The following is a 16,559-nucleotide window of genomic DNA, read 5'->3' as shown; positions in this document are numbered from 1 at the left end:
GGCAGGCTCAGCCCTCCATTTCGTCGCCGGCTCGGCCGCCGCGCCCGTTCTAGCGAAGGGCGAAGCCGACGCCGACGGCGGCGCCTGCCTGGCCGCGGCTGGTATAGGTCGCCGCCATGTTGATGCGCCGGCGGTCCGTCCGGTGGGCCAGGCCCAGTGCCATGGCGCTTTCGCCCTGCCAGATGCCGGCCCCGCCGCCGAGCGTCAGCTCCCCTTCCATGGAGGGGATCTGCGCCATGGCCATGGCCGCCGCCGTGCCCGCCTCCGCATCGCGGCGCAGATCGTCCAGGCGGAAGTCGAACTGCTGCAGGCGCATGTCGGTATTGGCGGTGGACGCCACGACCGACATGTTCATCGCATCGCCCAACTGGCCGACATTCACGGCATCGGTCAGCTCGACACCCGCCGCCACATTGCGCAGCGTGACCGGCGCAGCCGGCGGGAAGTCGCCCGGATGGCTGAACGTCACCGTGTTGGTGGCGCTGTCATACTGGACCGAGTTGCTGCCGAGCGTCGCGGCCTGCTGCGCCGTCGCAAGCGCGGCCTGCGATGTTGCCGTGGTGGAAGCCAGCGCGGCATTGGTGGCCGCCAGCTGGCGCCCGTTCACCGCCTGGGTGGAGGCTGCATCCACCGCGCCATTCGCGACATTGGCCAGCGTCACCGCCGCACCGGCCGTGCCGCCTGCCAGCGTGACCCTGTCCGCGCGCTCGCCCGAAGCAGTGCGGTCGTACTGGATGGCATTGCCGGCGGCTGCGGCGATCGCCGCCACCTGGCCGCCATTCACCGCATCGGTCGAGCCGGCCGCGATCGTGCCGTCGGCGACGTTATGCAACCGCACGGGGGCATTGGCATCTGCGCCGACCAGCGTCACATCGTTGCTGGCCAGGCCGCCATTGGGCACGGTGGGCGTGGCGGCATCGGCGTAGCGGACCGGACCAACGCCGACGCTCAGGCTGCTTCCCAGCAAGGCGATGGCGGCGCTGTTTGCCGACACCTGCGCATTGGTGGCGGCCAGCTGGCCCCCGTTCACCGCTTCCATCGAGCCCGCCGCCACCGTGCCAGCCCCGACATTGGCAATCACGGTTCCTGCCGTCCCTGCCAGCGTCACCCTCTCGCGCAGCGGCGTGTCGTAAGCGACGCCGGCCGCGGCGGCGGCCCCGACCTGCGTTGCCAACCCGGCCAGGGCCTCGCCGACATTGCCATAAGTCGTGCCGGCCACGTTGTATGATGCGGCGGAAAGCGTGCCGGTCGTGCTGTCATAGGTTGCGCCGCCACCCAGTGACGCAGCCATGGCAGTGCCCAGATTGCCGGCGACGCCGCGCAGCTGCGCCACATTGACCGCATCCGTGCCCGAGCTGCCCGCGGCAACACCCGTGATCTGCCGTTCGCCCAGCGGAAAGGCGCCCGGATCGATCGGATTGGGACTGGTGCGCGCGATCGCGATCTCCCCGGCGGATGTCTGGACCGTGCCCATGCCAAAGGCCGCGTAGTTTGCCTGCGCGCCGCGCTCCGCCAGCGAACTGGCCCCCAGCGCCACGCTGCCTTCCGCCACAGCCTGCGACCCGATACCCAGCGCCACCGATCCGAGTGCGGTCGCCCGCGACGCGGCGCCGAGCGCCGCGGCGCCCAATCCGGCTTCTGCTCGCTCGCCGATGGCAGTTGCGTAATCTACCGCGACGGCCTGGACGCCGAGCGCGGTGGCCTTCTGCCCGGCGGCATGCGAGCCATTGCCGAATGCCAGGGTGTGCAGCCCCAGTGCCCGCGAACCATTGCCGATGGCGAGAGCAGCGACGCCGTCGGTCGTGACATTGCTGCCGATGGCGAGCGCATCCTCCCCAGTGACCACATTGCCGAAGCCGAGCGCCAGGGACTGCAGCCCGTCGACCTGGTGCCCGTCGCCGATGGCGATGGCATGGTCGCCGGCCACGATGTTGAAGTTACCGATCGCGACCGCGCCCATGCCGCTTGCCCGATTGCGCTGGCCGATCCCGACCGCACCGTCACCTGTGATGATGTTGGAGTCGCCCAGCCCCACCGCGCCGATGCCCGTCGCCTCGTTGTCGCGGCCCAGCGCGACCGCACCATCGCCGGCCGCCTGGTTGGCATAGCCGATTACCACCGCCCTGCCCGATGCCGCCACCGATCCATCGCCGATCGCGACCGAGCTGTTGCTCCACGCCTTGGCCCCTCGCCCTGCAGCCAGCGACCCTTCCGCCGCGGCAATCGCGTCAGGGCCGATCGCGACCGAGTCGGTGGCCAGAGCCTGCGAGTCGGCACCATCCGAATTGGTGTTGAAGTAGGGGCTGTCCTGGTCGACGCCGCCCACGGTCAGGTTGCTGAGCGATGTCTCGATCGCATTGACGACCGCCTGCACGTCCCCGAAGTTGCGGCCCCCGTACAGCAAGCCGGCATCGGCGATGCCCGCGGCCAGATCGAGACTGCTCAGCGGGCCGACGAGCATCGCAAACCTTGTGCCGAGGTCGGACAGCTGCCCGCCATTCACCGCGTCCGTCGATCCGGCCGCGACCTGACCGGCGGCAAGGTTGGTGATGCGCGTGCCGGCATTGCCCGCCAGCCGCAGCAGGTCATGCGCGGTGCTGTCATACTGGACGGCAACGGTTGTCAGGGCGGCGATCGCATCGGCATTGCCCAGGACACGTGTGTCGACGGACGTGATGGCGTTGAAATTGGCGGCAACGCGGGTGTCCAGCATGCCCAGTCCGGCCGTGTTGCCGGCGATGCGGAGATCATGACTGGCGAGCACAGCGTCCGTGACCGTCATGCGGCTGTCCAGGCCACCGATGCTGGCGAGATTGGCGGCGACCTGCTGGTCGGTCGCGAACAGCTGGGCGCCGTTCACGGCATCGGTCGAGGTGGCCGCGAGAGCGCCGGCAGACAGGTTGGTGATCCGCGAACCGTCCGCGCCCGCCAGCTGAACCAGATCGCGGGTGCTCCCGGCATATTGCACGACGACTTCCTTCAGCCCTGTCAGCTGCGCGGCCATCTGGTCCTGCACACCACTGACCTGCCCGACGGTCGCCGCATCGCTGGGTGCACTGCCGGCTGCGACATTGGTGACCTGTCGCAACGCTCCGTCGGCACCGACGGAGAACTCGCCCGTGGAATTCTGTGGCGCCGCCAGGCCGACGGCGGAATAGTTGCCGAGGGCACCGCGCAGCGCCTGCGAACCGGCGCCCACGGCGATGCTGTTGGCCGCCGTTGCCCGCGCGTTCGCGCCCAATGCAATGCTGGCCGTCGCGCCATCCACGGCAAGGGCGTTGTTGCCCAGCGCAATCGAGTCGATGTCGAAGGCGCGTGACGCAGAGATGGCGTTGGCGCCCAGTCCCGAAATGCGGTTGCCACCGATTGCGATGCCCGCCGGTGCATCGAGGGCAATGGCGTCGGACGTGGTGACGCACTGGTCGGAAGGGCCGATGATCGTTCCATCCGTGCCAAGCACCTGCAGCGTGATGGGGTCACCCGCTGCGGCACTGCTCAGCAATCCAGTGACGTTCAAACTTGGGCTTTGGTTTCCAAGCAGAAGCCTGATGGTGCCGCCAAGAAGAGGAACATTGCCCAGGACGCCGATGAGGCCATTGATTGAGTCTTCCAGCGGATCGGCAACTCCGGTGATCACCGGGGACATGAGATCAGTCACCACCGATTTGGGCAGGCTGACGCCGGCGCAGGTGCTGACCAGGCGATCCTGGGATTGCGCCAGAACGGGCGTGTTGCCCGCCAGCACCAAGCATACCGCTGCGCTTGTCGGGAACCCGAACCTGTTCAGGCTGTTTCTGTAGCTGCGAGCCATTCCGACCTCTTCGACTTTGTGAGAAATGTACCTTTCCAGAGGTATGGGCTGTTGATGAACTCGCGCCTGAGCGCCTCGCGGCCCGGAAAAGCGTAAAACATGTGCTGGCATGCCAGCTTCACAGACGGTGGCTGTGCAGTTGACGCGCGTAGTTGCCCAAAATGTGTCGCCCGGCTGACCGAATTTTGCGGAGAATCCGCAACAAGCGCGCACATTGTCTCCAACCGAACATTGTTCTTGCGGAACAATTCATTATCGCACCGAACAGTCGGATTTCAGGAACAAGTGTGTCTGCTTCAACCAAGAACGCCGTGCATGTGACATCGGCGGATTTCGTGCGGCATTTCGGTGGCTGGCAGGATCGGGCGAGCAAGAGCCCGATCGTGGTCACGCACCATGGTCGCGCGCGCCTGATCGTCCTGTCGCCCGAGAAGTTTGCCGAGATGGCGTCCAACGATGAGGAGCATGCGATATCGGACGCCACATCCCGGTCAACGGATGCCGCCGGACTGGAAATCCTGACGGACAGCATGGACGAATGCTTTATTGCGTTCGACACCGATCTGCGCGTCGTCCAGGTCAATGCCGCGATCTGTGCCTATCTGCGCGTGGGTCGCAGCCAGCTGGAAGGTCGCACCCTGGCCGCTTCGGTTCCGCAATCGAACGGTTCGCTGGCCTACGCCAATGTCGTCTGCGCACTGGAAAGCGGAAAATCGGCAACGCTGGAGGTGCAGTCCATCATCTACCCCGACCGCTGGTTGCGGGTGAAGACATTTCCCTTTTCCACCGGCTCTGCCTGCCTGTTCCGCGATGTGACGGAGGAGGTGGAGGCGCGTGACGCTGTCGATATCCAGCTTGCGACGCGGCAAGCGTTGGTGGCGCACGGCATGGTCGGGCGCTGCGTCCTGACTGTGCGCGCCACCTTTCGGGAGGTGGATGCCGCCTTCGCCGCGCTCGTCGACCTCGAGCCGCAGGGGCTGCTGCGAGCGCGATTCTGCGACATATTCCCGCTCAATCGCCGCGCTGAGGCGCGCGAGTTCGTGGAGAGCGTGCTGGAGACAGGAAAAGCAGCCACGCTGGACACCCGCCTGCTGCGCCGCGGCCATGCGGAGGAAGAGGTGCGGCTGAGCATGGCCGCGCTGACCGGAGTTCACGATCGCGGCGTGGTGGTCATCGCCACCCGCAAGTAGAGGAAGGCGCAGGCGCCCTTGCCGCCGCCTGCATTGCGCGCCATTCCGGCCCCGCCGGGCGCTTCGCCCGCGGAGGCAGCATGGCTACCACTACTCCAGATCGCATCCCCACGCTGGACATCATGCGCGGGCTGGCGGTGATGGGCATCTTCTCCGTCAACGTCGTCGGCATGGCGATGATCGAGGCGGCGTACTTCTACCCGCCCGCCTATGGCTTCGGCAGCATGGCCGACCGGGTGATGTGGGCGGCCAACTTCATCCTGGTGGATGGCAAGGTGCGGGCGCTGTTCTCCATCTTGTTCGGGGCCGGCATCGTGCTGGTGTGCGAGCGGGCGGAAGCGGCCGGGCGCGCTGCATGGCGGGTGCATTATCCCCGCATGCTGGTGCTGCTGGGGTTCGGGCTAGCCCATTATTACCTGCTGTTGTGGGGCGACATCCTGGCCAATTACGCGCTGATGGGGCTGGTCGGCTTCCTGTTCTGGCGCCTCCCGGTCGAACGGCTGCTGGTGCTGGCGCTGATCGGCTTCGCCCTCACCTACACGCCCGGCGTGCTCTATTCCCAGCAGCTGAGCGCAGCACGGACCCTGGAGGCGCCGGGTGCTGCGCCGGAGGATCGTGCGCGTGTAGCGGCCTGGTGTGCCTCGCTGATCCCCACCCCTGCTGCGATCGCGGCGGACAAGGCGGCGCACCAATCGGTCTCGGCGCATGCCCGGTACATGCTGCAGACGGAGCCGTGGCGGCCGCTGGAATCCGTGATCGGCTATGGCGGGGAGACACTGGCGCTGATGTTGCTGGGCATGGCGAGTTACCGCTCCGGCTTCCTGACCGGTAGCTGGCCGCGCCGGAGATACCTGCAGGTTGCCGGACTGTGCATCGGGGCCAGCCTGCTATATTTCGGGGCCAGTGCCTGGGCCATACTGCGCGCCGGGTTCGATCCGTTCATCTACATCCCGCTGGACCAGTACTGGGCCGGACCGCTGCGGCCGGTCGCCGCCGTCGGCTATGTCGCGGCGATCATCCTGCTGGTGCGGAGCGGCCGGCTGGCCGACCGGCTGGCCGCCACCGGGCGGATGGCGTTCAGCAATTACCTGGGGGCCACCCTGGTCGGGGCGATGTTGTTCAACGGGTACGGGCTGGACCTGTACGGCACCCTGTCCCGGGCGGAGGCCTGGCTGTTCGTGCCGCCCGTCTGGATGCTGATGCTGTGGTGGTCGCCCTGGTGGCTGAAGCGGTTCCGGTACGGGCCGCTGGAATGGAGCTGGCGCAGCCTGGCGCGCTGGCGGTGGGAGCCGCTGCGGCGGATAGAGGAGAGACAACATGCCTGACCGGATTCTTGTATTCTACGGTTCCTACCGGTCCGATCGGCAAGGCATTCGCCTGGCGGACTGGCTTGTACGCGCCTTCACCGCGCGCGGGGCAGAGGCGGAGCTGATCGACGCCAGGGCGGTCGGGCTGCCCATGCTCGACCGGATGTACAAGGAATATCCCGCCGGTGCGGCGCCGGTGGCACTGGAACAGCTGGCGGGCAAGATCAGGGCTGCGGATGCCTTCGTGTTCGTGGCCGGCGAGTACAATTGGAGTGTGCAGCCCGGCCTGAAGAACCTGACCGACCACTTCCTGGAGGAATGGCAGTGGCGCCCGGCGGCGATCGCCAGCTACTCCGCCGGTCGCCTCGCCGGGGCACGGGCGGGGCTGGCCTGGCACGGCATCTTGTCGGAAATGGGCATGGTGGTGGTGTCCAGCACGCTGGCTGTCGGCGGCATCGCCCATGCCTTCGACGAAGCGGGCGAGCCGGCGGGCGATGGCGGCTCGGCGCTTGCCCGTGCCTTCCCCCGCTTCGCCGACGACCTTGCCTGGTGGACCGAAGCCGGCCGCAATCAGCGCGCGCGGGTCGCCCCGCCTTATTGAAGGTTAGCCTGCAACCCACTCATGCTCGGGAATGCCCATCAGCTTCAGCAGCGCGGTCAGTTCGCCACGCTCCACCCAGCCATTCGCCGCCTCCCGCGCGGCAGGCTTCGCACGATAGGCGATACCGTAGCTGGCGGTGCGCAGCATGGGGATGTCGTTCGCCCCGTCGCCGGCGGCCATGGAGACCGCCTGATCGCCGAGCAGCGACAGTTCCTCGCGCAGGGTGCGTTCCTTGCTGGCCGCATCGGCGATCGGGCCCGCCAGCCGGCCGTCCAGCTTGCCATCGGCCACGGACAGCCGGTTGCCGACCACCCGGTCGAAGCCCAGCCGTTCTGCCACCGGATCGGCGAAGTGGTGGAACCCGCCGGTCACCAGCACGGTGCGGCAGCCGCGGTGGCGGAGCGTCGCCACCAGCACGCGCGCGCCGGGAACGGGGTGGATGCGGGTGGCGAGGCAGGTGCCGATCGCCTCCTCCTCCAGTCCTTCCAGCAGGGCGACGCGTTCGTGCAGCGCGTCGGCAAAGTCCAGTTCGCCCCGCATCGCGCGTTCGGTGATAGCCGCGACGCGATCCTTCAGGCCCGCGAAGTCGGCCAGTTCATCGATGCATTCCTGCCCGATCATGGTGGAATCCATATCGGACACGAACAGGTCGGGTACGCGGATCTCGTCCCGCGCGATGATGGCGTCACTGGGATCGAAATGATCGCGGATCACCTGCTTCAACGCGGCCAGGTCGTCACCCGGCAGCATCAATTCGAGTACGTCGCTCCAGTGATCCAGCAGGCTGGCGCCGGCCAGCGCCATGCCCCGCTGCGCCAGTGCGGCGCTGGCGGCATCGAGCTGTCTGTCGAGCGTGGCAGGGTCTGCTATGAGCCGGGCGATGAGCAAGGATGAGACTTTCGATGCGTGAGCGGGTGGCGCTCATCGCAGGGCCGACCGCGAGCGGCAAGAGCGATCTGGCCGTGCGGCTGGCGCTGGCGGTGGAAGGTGCCGGCTGCCCTGCCCGCATCATCAATGCGGACAGCGCGCAGGTCTATCGCGACCTCGCGGTCCTGAGCGCCCGGCCGGATGCGGCGGAAATGCAGGGGGTGGAGCATCGCCTGTTCGGCGCCTGGGACGGGGCGGATGCATGCTCCGCCGCGGACTGGGCCACCGCCGCCCGGCGCGAGATCGCCAAAGCCCATGAAGCGGGCGCGTTGCCGATCCTTGTGGGCGGCACCGGGCTCTATCTGCGCACCTTGCTGGAGGGAATCGCGCCGATCCCGCCGATTGTGGCGGAGGTGCGCGCGGAGGTGCGCGCCCTTTCGGTGGCCGACGCCTATGCCGCGCTGGAGCGGGAAGATCCCGCACGCGCCGTGATATTGAATGCCGGCGACAGCCAGCGGATCGCTCGCGCGCTGGAGGTGGTGCGATCCACCGGGCACCCGCTCGGCTGGTGGCAGGAACGGCGCGAAGGCGGGATCGGGGATGCCGTGGAGCTGCACGCCCTTGTGCTGCTGCCCGATCGCGACTGGCTGTATGAGCGTTGCGACCTGCGTTTCGCCCGCATGATGGATGGCGGTGCGGTGGAGGAAGTCGCCGCCCTGCTCGTCCGCGGGCTGTCGCCGGAGCTGCCGGTGATGCGCGCGATCGGCGTGCCGGAGATCGCCGCCTGGCTGGAGGGGCGGTCCAGCCGGGAGGACGCCATCGTGCACGGACAGCAGGCGACACGGAGATACGCCAAGCGGCAATATACCTGGTTCCGTCACCAGCCTCCGTCAGGCTGGCCCCGGATCGGGCAAACCGGCATGGAACAAGACGCTCAGATAACAAGAATATTGCGCACTTTGCGGTTGACATGACATTTTGTGTCGCATAGTTGGGCCGGGAAGCGGGGCTGCGGCCCTGCACCGGCTGGAGAGGAGCGACCCGGCACGAGGCAATCGTGCCGGGTCGGTTTTTTCCAACCCAAGCAAAGGAATGGTCCGGTGACGAAAGAACGCAGCGGCGCTGCGATATTGATCGAGTCCCTGGTGCAGCAGGGCGTGGAGTTCGTGTTCGGCTATCCTGGCGGTGCGGTGCTGCCGATCTATGACGAGCTGTTCAGCGACACGCGCCTGCGCCACATCCTGGTGCGGCACGAGGCCGGCGCGGCGCATGCGGCGGAAGGCTATGCCCGCTCCACCGGCAAGCCCGGCGTGGTGCTGGTGACCAGCGGCCCTGGCGCGACCAATGCGATCACCGGCATCGCCGATGCGTTCCTCGATTCCATCCCGATGGTCGTCATCACCGGGCAGGTCGCCACCAATCTGATCGGCACGGACGCCTTTCAGGAGGCGGACACGGTCGGCCTGACGCGCCATTGCACCAAGCACAACTACCTCGTCCGCGACCCGGCGGACCTGGCACACACGATCGAGGAAGCGTTCCTGATCGCCACCACCGGTCGCCCCGGCCCGGTCGTGATCGACATTCCCAAGAACGTGCAGGTCGCCACTGCCCCGCTGCAGGACGACCGCCCGCGCCGGCAGCGCCGCTACGAACCGCGCACGGTCGCTGCGCCGGACGAGATTGCGGAGGCGCTGGAACTGCTCAGGAACGCGGAGCGGCCGGTGTTCTACACTGGTGGCGGGGTCATCAATTCCGGCCCGCATGCCAGCGCGGCCCTGCGCCGGCTGCAATCGCTGACCGGCGCGCCAGTCACCTCCACGCTGATGGGTTTGGGCGCATTTCCCGCCGATCATCCGGACTGGCTGGGCATGCTGGGCATGCACGGCACGCTGGAAGCGAACATGGTGATGAACGAATGCGACGTGATGGTCTGCATCGGCGCGCGGTTCGATGATCGCGTGACCGGGCGGCTGGATGCCTTCAGCCCGCATTCCACCAAGATCCACATCGACATCGATCGGGCCAGCATCAACAAGGTGGTGCCGGTGGACCTCGGCATCGTGGGCGATTGCGGCACCGTGCTGGAACAGCTGATCGCCGCGTGGGGCGACGCCCGCGGGCGCGACCTGGGCGAATGGAAGGCGCGCATCGCCGGCTGGCGCGCGCGCGATTGCCTTGCCTTTCCGCACCGCAAGGATGCGCTGATGCCGCAACTGGCGGTGCAGCGCCTGTACGAGATGACGCGCGAGCGGCAGCCGATCATCACCACCGAGGTCGGCCAGCACCAGATGTGGGCCGCGCAATATTTCGGGTTCCAGGATCCCAATCGCTGGCTCACCAGCGGGGGCCTGGGCACGATGGGTTATGGTCTGCCGGCGGCGATCGGTGCGCAGCTGGGCAATCCCGACGCGCTGGTGATCGACATTGCGGGCGAGGCCAGCATCCAGATGAACATTCAGGAACTGGGCACCGCCAGCCAGTATCGCCTGCCGGTGAAGATCTTCATCCTGAACAACGAATATATGGGCATGGTCCGCCAGTGGCAGGAGCTGACCTATGAAAGCCGTTATTCCAACAGCTACTCCGACAGCCTGCCCGACTTCGTGCGGCTGGGCGAGGCCTATGGCTGGAAGGGCATCCGCATCTCGGACGAGGCCGGGCTCGATGATGGCATCCGCGCCATGCTGGACCATGACGGCCCGGTGATCGTGGACTGCCAGGTCAGCAAGGATGCGAACTGCTTCCCCATGATTCCCAGCGGCGCGGCGCATACCGAGATGCTGCTGAACGGCGATGTCCATGCCGGCACCATGGCGGATGACGCCAAGGCGCTGGTGTGACCGCCCTCCTCCCGATTTCCGCAGGATCCACCATGCAGATACAGCACCGCCAGGCGGAACGGCACGTCCTGACCGTGATCGTCGACAACGAAGCCGGTATCCTGGCCAAGATCGCCGGCCTGTTCACCGCGCGCGGCTACAATATCGACAGCCTGACCGTGGCCGACATCACGGAGGACCACGCAACCAGCCGTATCACGGTGGTCACCAACGGTCCGCCGCCGGTGATCGACCAGATCATCGCGCAGCTGGAACGGCTGGTGCCGGTGCACAAGGTCGTCGACCTGACGGATGAGGGCCCGCATGTGGAGCGCGAGCTGGCACTGGTGAAGGTCGTCGGACAAGGCGATCACCGGGTCGAGGCGCTGCGTCTGGCCGATGTGTTCCGCGCCAGCGTGGTCGACACCACCACCGGCAGCTTCGTGTTCGAGTTGACCGGCGCGCCGGAGAAGATCGACCGCTTCATCGCCCTGATGCGGGAGCTGGGGCTGGTGGAGGTTGGCCGCACCGGCATCGTCGGCATGATGCGCGGCGCGCAGGGTATCTGAGTTTTTCACGATTGCAGCATGACGCCCCGTCAGGGGCTGGCGGGCGCACGCCCGATGGAAGGGAAGTACAATGAAGGTCTATTACGACGCCGACGCCGATCTCAACCTGATCACGGACAAGAAGATCGCGATCCTGGGCTATGGCAGCCAGGGTCATGCCCACGCGCAGAACCTGCGGGACAGCGGCGTGAAGAACGTCGCGATCGCGCTGCGTCCGGGCTCCGGCTCCGCGAAGAAGGCGGAAGGCGCCGGCTTTCAGGTGATGAGCAACCAGGACGCGGCCGGCTGGGCCGACATCCTGATGATCCTGGCGCCGGACGAGCACCAGGCCAAGATCTGGGCCGACGACCTGAAGGGCCGCCTGCGTCCTGGCGCCGCCCTCGCCTTCGCCCATGGCCTGAACGTGCATTTCGGCCTGATCGAGCCTGACGAGGGCATCGACGTCATCATGATCGCGCCCAAGGGCCCCGGCCATACGGTGCGCGGCGAATACAGGAAGGGCGGCGGCGTGCCCTGCCTGATCGCGGTGCACCAGGATGCCAGCGGCAACGCGCATGACATCGCGCTGGCCTATGCCAGCGCCGTCGGTGGCGGCCGGTCCGGCATCATCCAGACCGATTTCAAGGAAGAGTGCGAGACCGACCTGTTCGGCGAGCAGGCGGTGCTGTGCGGCGGCCTGACCGCACTGATCAATGCCGGCTTCGAGACGCTGGTGGAAGCCGGCTACGCGCCCGAGATGGCTTATTTCGAGTGCCTGCACGAAATGAAGCTGATCGTGGACCTGATGTATGAAGGCGGCATCGCCAACATGCGCTACTCCATCAGCAACACCGCCGAATATGGCGACATCCACACCGGCCCGCGCCTGATCACCGAAGAGACGAAGAAGGAAATGAAGCGCGTGCTGGCCGACATCCAGGATGGCCGCTTCGTGCAACGCTTCATGCTGGACAATGCCGCCGGCAACCCGGAACTGAAGGCGAGCCGCAAGAAGCAGGCACAGCACCCGATCGAGCGCACGGGCGAACAGCTGCGCGCCATGATGCCGTGGATCGGTGCCAACAAGCTGGTCGACAAGGAACAGAACTGACCTGACGCCGGAGCTGCCCTCGCCCGGATATGGGCGGGGGCAGGCAGGCGCTGCCACGAAGAACTGCAGCGGTAACACCCTTGTGCCTTCTTGAGCGTTGCCCCGGCATGCCCCACTTGTTGCGCCAGCAAGCACCAACGGGGAGCCTACCACCATGCGCAAGATCATCCTGAGCACCATCGCCGCCGCCGCCATCAGCACCGGCGCCTTTGCAACCCTGCAGGCGCAGGATGCCCCGCAGCTGCCGGGCCAGATGGATGCAAGCCGCGTCACCGCCGGCACCTATGCCGCCGATGCCAGCCATTCGCTGATCGGCTGGCGGGTCAACCATTTCGGGTTCAACGATTACTTCGGCATCTTCGGTGATGTGGCCGGTACGCTGACGATCGATCCGGCAAACCCCGCGGCGGCCAAGGTGGACGTGACCGTGCCGATCGCCAATGTCGTCACCGCCAGCGAAGGGCTGACCGCCCACCTGCTGCGTCCCGGCGCCGACGGCAAGGCACCCGACTTCTTCGGCGCAGAGGCCGCCCCGGCGCGCTTCGTCTCCACCTCGGTCCAGCCGACCGGCCAGACCGGCGCGACGATCAATGGCGACCTGACGCTGAACGGCGTTACCAAGCCCGTCACCATCGCCGCCGAGTTCACCGGCGCCGGCGCCAATCCGATGAGCCAGACGCCGACTGTCGGCTTCGAAGGCACGACGACGATCCGCCGTTCCGACTTCGGGGTCAACGGCGCCCTGCCCGTGGTGTCGGACGAGGTGGAGCTGAACATCACGATCGCGTTCGAAAAGCAGTAAGCCTGTTTGCGGGCAGGGTGGACAGCCCCACCCTGCCCGCCTACACAGCCCGGCATGAACGCCCGCGAGCTGCTATCGCTGCTTCGACTAACGCGCCCTTAGGCGCGTCACGGCTCCTTGCGCGTGAAGCAAGGGGCCATTCGCCTAAGGGCCAATTGCACCTGCGAAGTCGAACAGCCTCTGCCGCCCGCGGCGGGGCAAAGCGAAGGCAATCGAAGCCATGACCATGCTGAAGGAACCGGGCCGCAAGTACAGGCCCTTCCCCGCCATTGACCTTCCCGACCGCCAATGGCCGGGCCGTGTCATAACCCAGCCGCCGCGCTGGCTGTCCACCGACCTTCGCGACGGCAATCAGTCGATCATCGATCCAATGGATGCGGTGAAGAAGAACCGCTTCTTCGACCTGCTGCTGGGAATCGGCGTAAAGGAGATCGAGGTCGGCTTCCCCAGTGCCGGCGCGACCGAGTTCGACTTCATCAGCGATCTGGTCCGGTCCGGCCGGGTGCCGGAAGATGTGACGATCCAAGTGCTGACCCAGTCGCGCGAGGACCTGATCCGCCGCAGCTTCGAAAGCCTGGAAGGCGCGCCCCGCGCGATCGTGCACCTCTACAATGCGGTCAGCCCCGCCTGGCGCGAGATCGTGTTCCGCATGAGCCGCGAGGAGGTGAAGGCGATTGCCGTCGCGGGAGCGCAGAACCTGGCGGCCGAAGCGGAACGACGCCCCGGCACGGAATGGCTGTTCGAATATTCGCCGGAGACCTTCTCCACTGCAGAACTCGATTTCAGCATCGAGGTGTGCGCCGCGGTGATGGACGTGCTTCAACCCACGGTCGAGCGTCCGCTGATCCTGAACCTGCCGGCCACGGTGGAGGCGGCGACGCCGAACGTCTATGCCGACCAGATCGAGTATTTCTGCCGCCACTTGCCCAACCGCGAGGCTGCGGTGATCAGCCTGCACACGCACAATGATCGTGGGACCGGCGTGGCCGCGGCCGAGCTGGGCCTGATGGCAGGCGCGGACCGGATCGAAGGCTGCCTGTTCGGCAATGGGGAGCGCACCGGCAATTGCTGCCTGGTGACAGTCGCTCTCAACATGTACACGCAAGGCATTGATCCGGAATTGGATTTCTCGAACATCGACCGGGTCATCGAGACGGTCGAATATTGCAATCAGCTGCCCGTGCACCCGCGCCATCCCTATGGCGGGGAACTGGTCTTCACCGCCTTTTCCGGTAGCCACCAGGACGCGATCAAGAAGGGGTTCGAGGCGCAGGCCGCCCGCAATGACGAGTTGTGGCGTGTGCCTTACCTGCCAATCGACCCGGCCGATCTGGGGCGCAGTTACGAGGCGGTGATCCGGGTCAACTCGCAATCCGGCAAGGGCGGGTTCGCCTGGGTGCTGGAACAGGGCCAGGGGCTGAAGCTGCCCAAGCGGTTGCAGGCCGATTTCAGCCGCCATGTGCAGCGCATGGCCGACGAACTGGGCCGCGAACTGAACGGTGCGGACATCTGGGATGCGTTCCGCTCGGCCTACTTCCTGGAAGCCGCGACACCGACCTTCGACCTGGTCGATTATGAAGAGACCCGCGCCACCGACGGCACGCGCCTGTTCACCGGCACGATAACGGTCGGTGGCCAGACGCAGAAGGTCAGCGGCCGGGGCAAGGGGCTGGTCTCCAGCGTACTGGCCACCCTGCAGCAGACCTACGGCCTGCATTTGGACGTGCTGGATTACAGCGAACATGCCCTGGCCAAGGGCACCGATGCCCGGGCTGCCGCCTATCTGGAATGCGCGTTGCCTGATGGAGGCATCGTGTGGGGTGTCGGCGTGGACGAGGACGTCGCCACTGCCAGCGTACGTGCCATCCTGTCTGCCGCGAACAACGCAGTCGCGCGGCCAGCCTAGCCGAAGATCCAGTCGATCAGCGACCGGTCGTCCAGCTTCTGGGCGGCCGGCGCCGGTTCCAGCGGCGGATGCGGTTCGCCCGCCATGATCAGCACATCCGGCGGCAGCCCGGGCTCCGTGCTGTTCCACAGCAGCTCGGCCATGGCGTCCAGCACCGTGAAGTCGACCTCCTCGCCCAGCCGGTCTCTACGGTTCAGCTTGAAGCGGGTGCGATCCTCCGCCAGCAGGCGGCGCCGCAGCGCGCGCTGCAGCAGGTCGATGCGCATGATCGCCTGGTCGAGCGCGATCTCGGGCGCCTTTGGCCGCATGCGCGACCAGTCGGACTCGATCTGCCCCATCCGTTCCGCGACCATCGCGTTGTAAGCGTGATGGGGCCCGCGATGGAGCGGCATCCGGGTCTGTTGCGCCGTGCCTTCCGTGGAGGGCAGCAGCAGGCCGTTGCTGCGAAAATCGTCAAACCCGATCCGGTCGCGCCCGATCTCGTCGAACAGCCGGCCATGCGCGTGGTGGCTCAACAATTGCCGGGGCAGCAGATGGTGCCGCTGCATGCCGGTCCGATAGCCGGGTTGCCCTGGATTGTTGACCGATGGAAACGGGAGTTTCGGCCGCGCAACAATCGCGGCCCGCGCGCCAGACCGCCGGAATGGCGGCCTCGCAGGGTTCATGCGCGCGATGCGCTCACAAACCGTCCGCTGGGTGAAGGGTCGAGCAGCAGCGCCTCGCCGCCCGGGCCGGCAAGCGTCACGGGATCGGTCAGGCGGCCGTTCTCCACCAGCCAGTGCAGCATGCGCAGCGCCAGACGGGCGCCGGCCGCACGATCCATCACCAGCTGAGGCTCCACCCGCAGCTCCTGGCCGGTGAACAGGCTCAGCCCCTCACTCTGCAGGCCGCCCTCGGGCGTTGGCGCCAAAGCGGCGAGGCCGAGGCCGGGGAACGGGCCGCCTTCGGCCCAGCGGATCACGGAATCGCTGAAATGGCGCGGGCTGCACCAGGTGCGCGCCGGGTGCCACGCAACCGCCTGGACAAACGGCATCTGCGCCAGCCGCGCCATCAGCCACGCCATGCCGCGGACCACTGGCAGCATCGTGCCGCCTGCCCGAAGATGCGGACCGGGTCGCAAGGTGACCGCCTCCAGCATGCCCGGCGCGAAGTCTGCCGGCAGCCCGTAGAAGTGCCCGGCTGGCGGGGCGGGTTCAGCTTCGCCCGGCCGCAGTCCCTCCAGATCGAAGGTCAGGCCGTTGGCCAGCAGCTCCAGCCAGCGCAATGCCTCCGGGTCAGCGGCACCGGCAGAGGATTCGTCGGAGGGGTCAACGCTGATCGTAAAGCCGCCATCACGCTGCGCGGCGGCGCGTACCTCCGCCGCCGACGGCCGACGGCCGGGCGCAAAGAGGAGCGAAGCTGCAGTAAGCATGCCTGCAGCACTTGGGTGCACCCCGCCGTTTATCTGTTGTCCCCCGTTTCCTGTGGAAGCGCGCGTATGCACCGGAAATCCTAAACAGGTCGAGATGGGGCTGGACGGCCGTTTCTGTTTGGGACGGAACGCAAAATCACACACCTCCGCACAGGGTGAGCGCGAGGCTGTTCCGCGCCGGCT

General features: G+C 67.0%; 13 protein-coding genes. 9 read left to right on the top strand and 4 right to left on the bottom strand.

The genetic code is table 11. From position 1 onward, the window contains the following. Window positions 1–49: 49 nt before the first annotated feature. Complete coding sequence (locus tag D5S08_RS13295) at window positions 50–3,502, bottom strand: YadA-like family protein (protein WP_162301979.1); 3,453 nt, start codon at window positions 3,500–3,502, stop codon at window positions 50–52. A gap of 596 nt (window positions 3,503–4,098) precedes the next feature. Here D5S08_RS13295 and D5S08_RS13290 point away from each other — a divergent pair. The 3 genes from D5S08_RS13290 (at window position 4,099) to D5S08_RS13280 (ending at window position 6,909) form a co-directional block, all read left to right on the top strand. Then, window positions 4,099–5,001: a PAS domain-containing protein gene (locus tag D5S08_RS13290; RefSeq protein ID WP_162301978.1), complete on the top strand. Its 903-nt coding sequence runs from the start codon at window positions 4,099–4,101 to the stop codon at window positions 4,999–5,001. A gap of 80 nt (window positions 5,002–5,081) precedes the next feature. Then, window positions 5,082–6,326, top strand: coding sequence for a DUF418 domain-containing protein (locus tag D5S08_RS13285; protein ID WP_121119325.1), 1,245 nt, complete (start codon window positions 5,082–5,084; stop codon window positions 6,324–6,326). Beyond that, window positions 6,319–6,909, top strand: a complete 591-nt coding sequence (locus D5S08_RS13280; RefSeq protein WP_121119323.1) for an NADPH-dependent FMN reductase — start codon at window positions 6,319–6,321, stop codon at window positions 6,907–6,909. The genes D5S08_RS13285 and D5S08_RS13280 overlap by 8 nt, the downstream gene beginning before the upstream one ends. 3 nt (window positions 6,910–6,912) lie before the next feature. Here D5S08_RS13280 and serB read toward each other — a convergent pair whose 3' ends face one another. Then, window positions 6,913–7,797, bottom strand: a complete 885-nt coding sequence (serB, locus tag D5S08_RS13275) for a phosphoserine phosphatase SerB (protein WP_121119321.1) — start codon at window positions 7,795–7,797, stop codon at window positions 6,913–6,915. A 2-nt stretch (window positions 7,798–7,799) separates the two neighbouring features. On the opposite strand from serB, the gene miaA reads away from it, so the two are divergent. The 6 genes from miaA (at window position 7,800) to leuA (ending at window position 14,965) form a co-directional block, all read left to right on the top strand. After that, window positions 7,800–8,750 (top strand): tRNA (adenosine(37)-N6)-dimethylallyltransferase MiaA, encoded by a 951-nt coding sequence (gene miaA, locus D5S08_RS13270; RefSeq protein ID WP_121119319.1) that lies wholly within the window; start codon window positions 7,800–7,802, stop codon window positions 8,748–8,750. Between the two features lie 126 nt (window positions 8,751–8,876). Further along, the gene (gene ilvB / locus D5S08_RS13265; RefSeq protein ID WP_121119316.1) at window positions 8,877–10,619 is read left to right on the top strand and encodes a biosynthetic-type acetolactate synthase large subunit; all 1,743 of its coding nucleotides are present in this window, start codon (window positions 8,877–8,879) and stop codon (window positions 10,617–10,619) included. Between the two features lie 32 nt (window positions 10,620–10,651). Continuing rightward, window positions 10,652–11,167 (top strand): acetolactate synthase small subunit, encoded by a 516-nt coding sequence (ilvN, locus tag D5S08_RS13260; RefSeq protein ID WP_121119314.1) that lies wholly within the window; start codon window positions 10,652–10,654, stop codon window positions 11,165–11,167. A gap of 70 nt (window positions 11,168–11,237) precedes the next feature. Continuing rightward, window positions 11,238–12,257: a ketol-acid reductoisomerase gene (gene ilvC, locus D5S08_RS13255; protein ID WP_121119312.1), complete on the top strand. Its 1,020-nt coding sequence runs from the start codon at window positions 11,238–11,240 to the stop codon at window positions 12,255–12,257. Window positions 12,258–12,411: 154 nt separating this feature from the next. Continuing rightward, entirely contained in the window at window positions 12,412–13,059 is a 648-nt protein-coding gene (locus tag D5S08_RS13250; RefSeq protein ID WP_121119310.1) for a YceI family protein, read from the top strand. Window positions 13,060–13,279: 220 nt separating this feature from the next. Continuing rightward, entirely contained in the window at window positions 13,280–14,965 is a 1,686-nt protein-coding gene (gene leuA / locus D5S08_RS13245) for a 2-isopropylmalate synthase (RefSeq protein WP_121119308.1), read from the top strand. Here leuA and D5S08_RS13240 read toward each other — a convergent pair. Beyond that, window positions 14,962–15,630, bottom strand: a complete 669-nt coding sequence (locus D5S08_RS13240) for an AHH domain-containing protein (protein WP_121119306.1) — start codon at window positions 15,628–15,630, stop codon at window positions 14,962–14,964. The genes leuA and D5S08_RS13240 overlap by 4 nt on opposite strands. After that, window positions 15,627–16,376: a hypothetical protein gene (locus D5S08_RS13235; protein WP_126665565.1), complete on the bottom strand. Its 750-nt coding sequence runs from the start codon at window positions 16,374–16,376 to the stop codon at window positions 15,627–15,629. Before D5S08_RS13235 ends, D5S08_RS13240 begins: the two co-directional genes overlap by 4 nt. Window positions 16,377–16,559 lie beyond the last annotated feature (183 nt).

The organism is Croceibacterium ferulae (assembly GCF_003660445.1).
GTDB classification, from domain to species: Bacteria; Pseudomonadota; Alphaproteobacteria; order Sphingomonadales; family Sphingomonadaceae; genus Croceibacterium; species Croceibacterium ferulae.
This window is presented reverse-complemented; position numbering and strand designations above follow the sequence as displayed.

Excerpts from the sequence above, each read along its gene's own strand:
- D5S08_RS13285 (WP_121119325.1), top strand. The coding sequence starts at position 5,082 with ATGGCTACCACTACTCCAGATCGCATCCCCACGCTGGACATCATGCGC.
- D5S08_RS13280 (WP_121119323.1), top strand. The coding sequence starts at position 6,319 with ATGCCTGACCGGATTCTTGTATTCTACGGTTCCTACCGGTCCGATCGG.
- miaA (WP_121119319.1), top strand. The coding sequence starts at position 7,800 with ATGAGACTTTCGATGCGTGAGCGGGTGGCGCTCATCGCAGGGCCGACC.
- ilvN (WP_121119314.1), top strand. The coding sequence starts at position 10,652 with ATGCAGATACAGCACCGCCAGGCGGAACGGCACGTCCTGACCGTGATC.
- ilvC (WP_121119312.1), top strand. The coding sequence starts at position 11,238 with ATGAAGGTCTATTACGACGCCGACGCCGATCTCAACCTGATCACGGAC.
- D5S08_RS13250 (WP_121119310.1), top strand. The coding sequence starts at position 12,412 with ATGCGCAAGATCATCCTGAGCACCATCGCCGCCGCCGCCATCAGCACC.
- leuA (WP_121119308.1), top strand. The coding sequence starts at position 13,280 with ATGACCATGCTGAAGGAACCGGGCCGCAAGTACAGGCCCTTCCCCGCC.
- D5S08_RS13240 (WP_121119306.1), bottom strand. The coding sequence starts at position 15,630 with ATGAACCCTGCGAGGCCGCCATTCCGGCGGTCTGGCGCGCGGGCCGCG.
- D5S08_RS13235 (WP_126665565.1), bottom strand. The coding sequence starts at position 16,376 with ATGCTTACTGCAGCTTCGCTCCTCTTTGCGCCCGGCCGTCGGCCGTCG.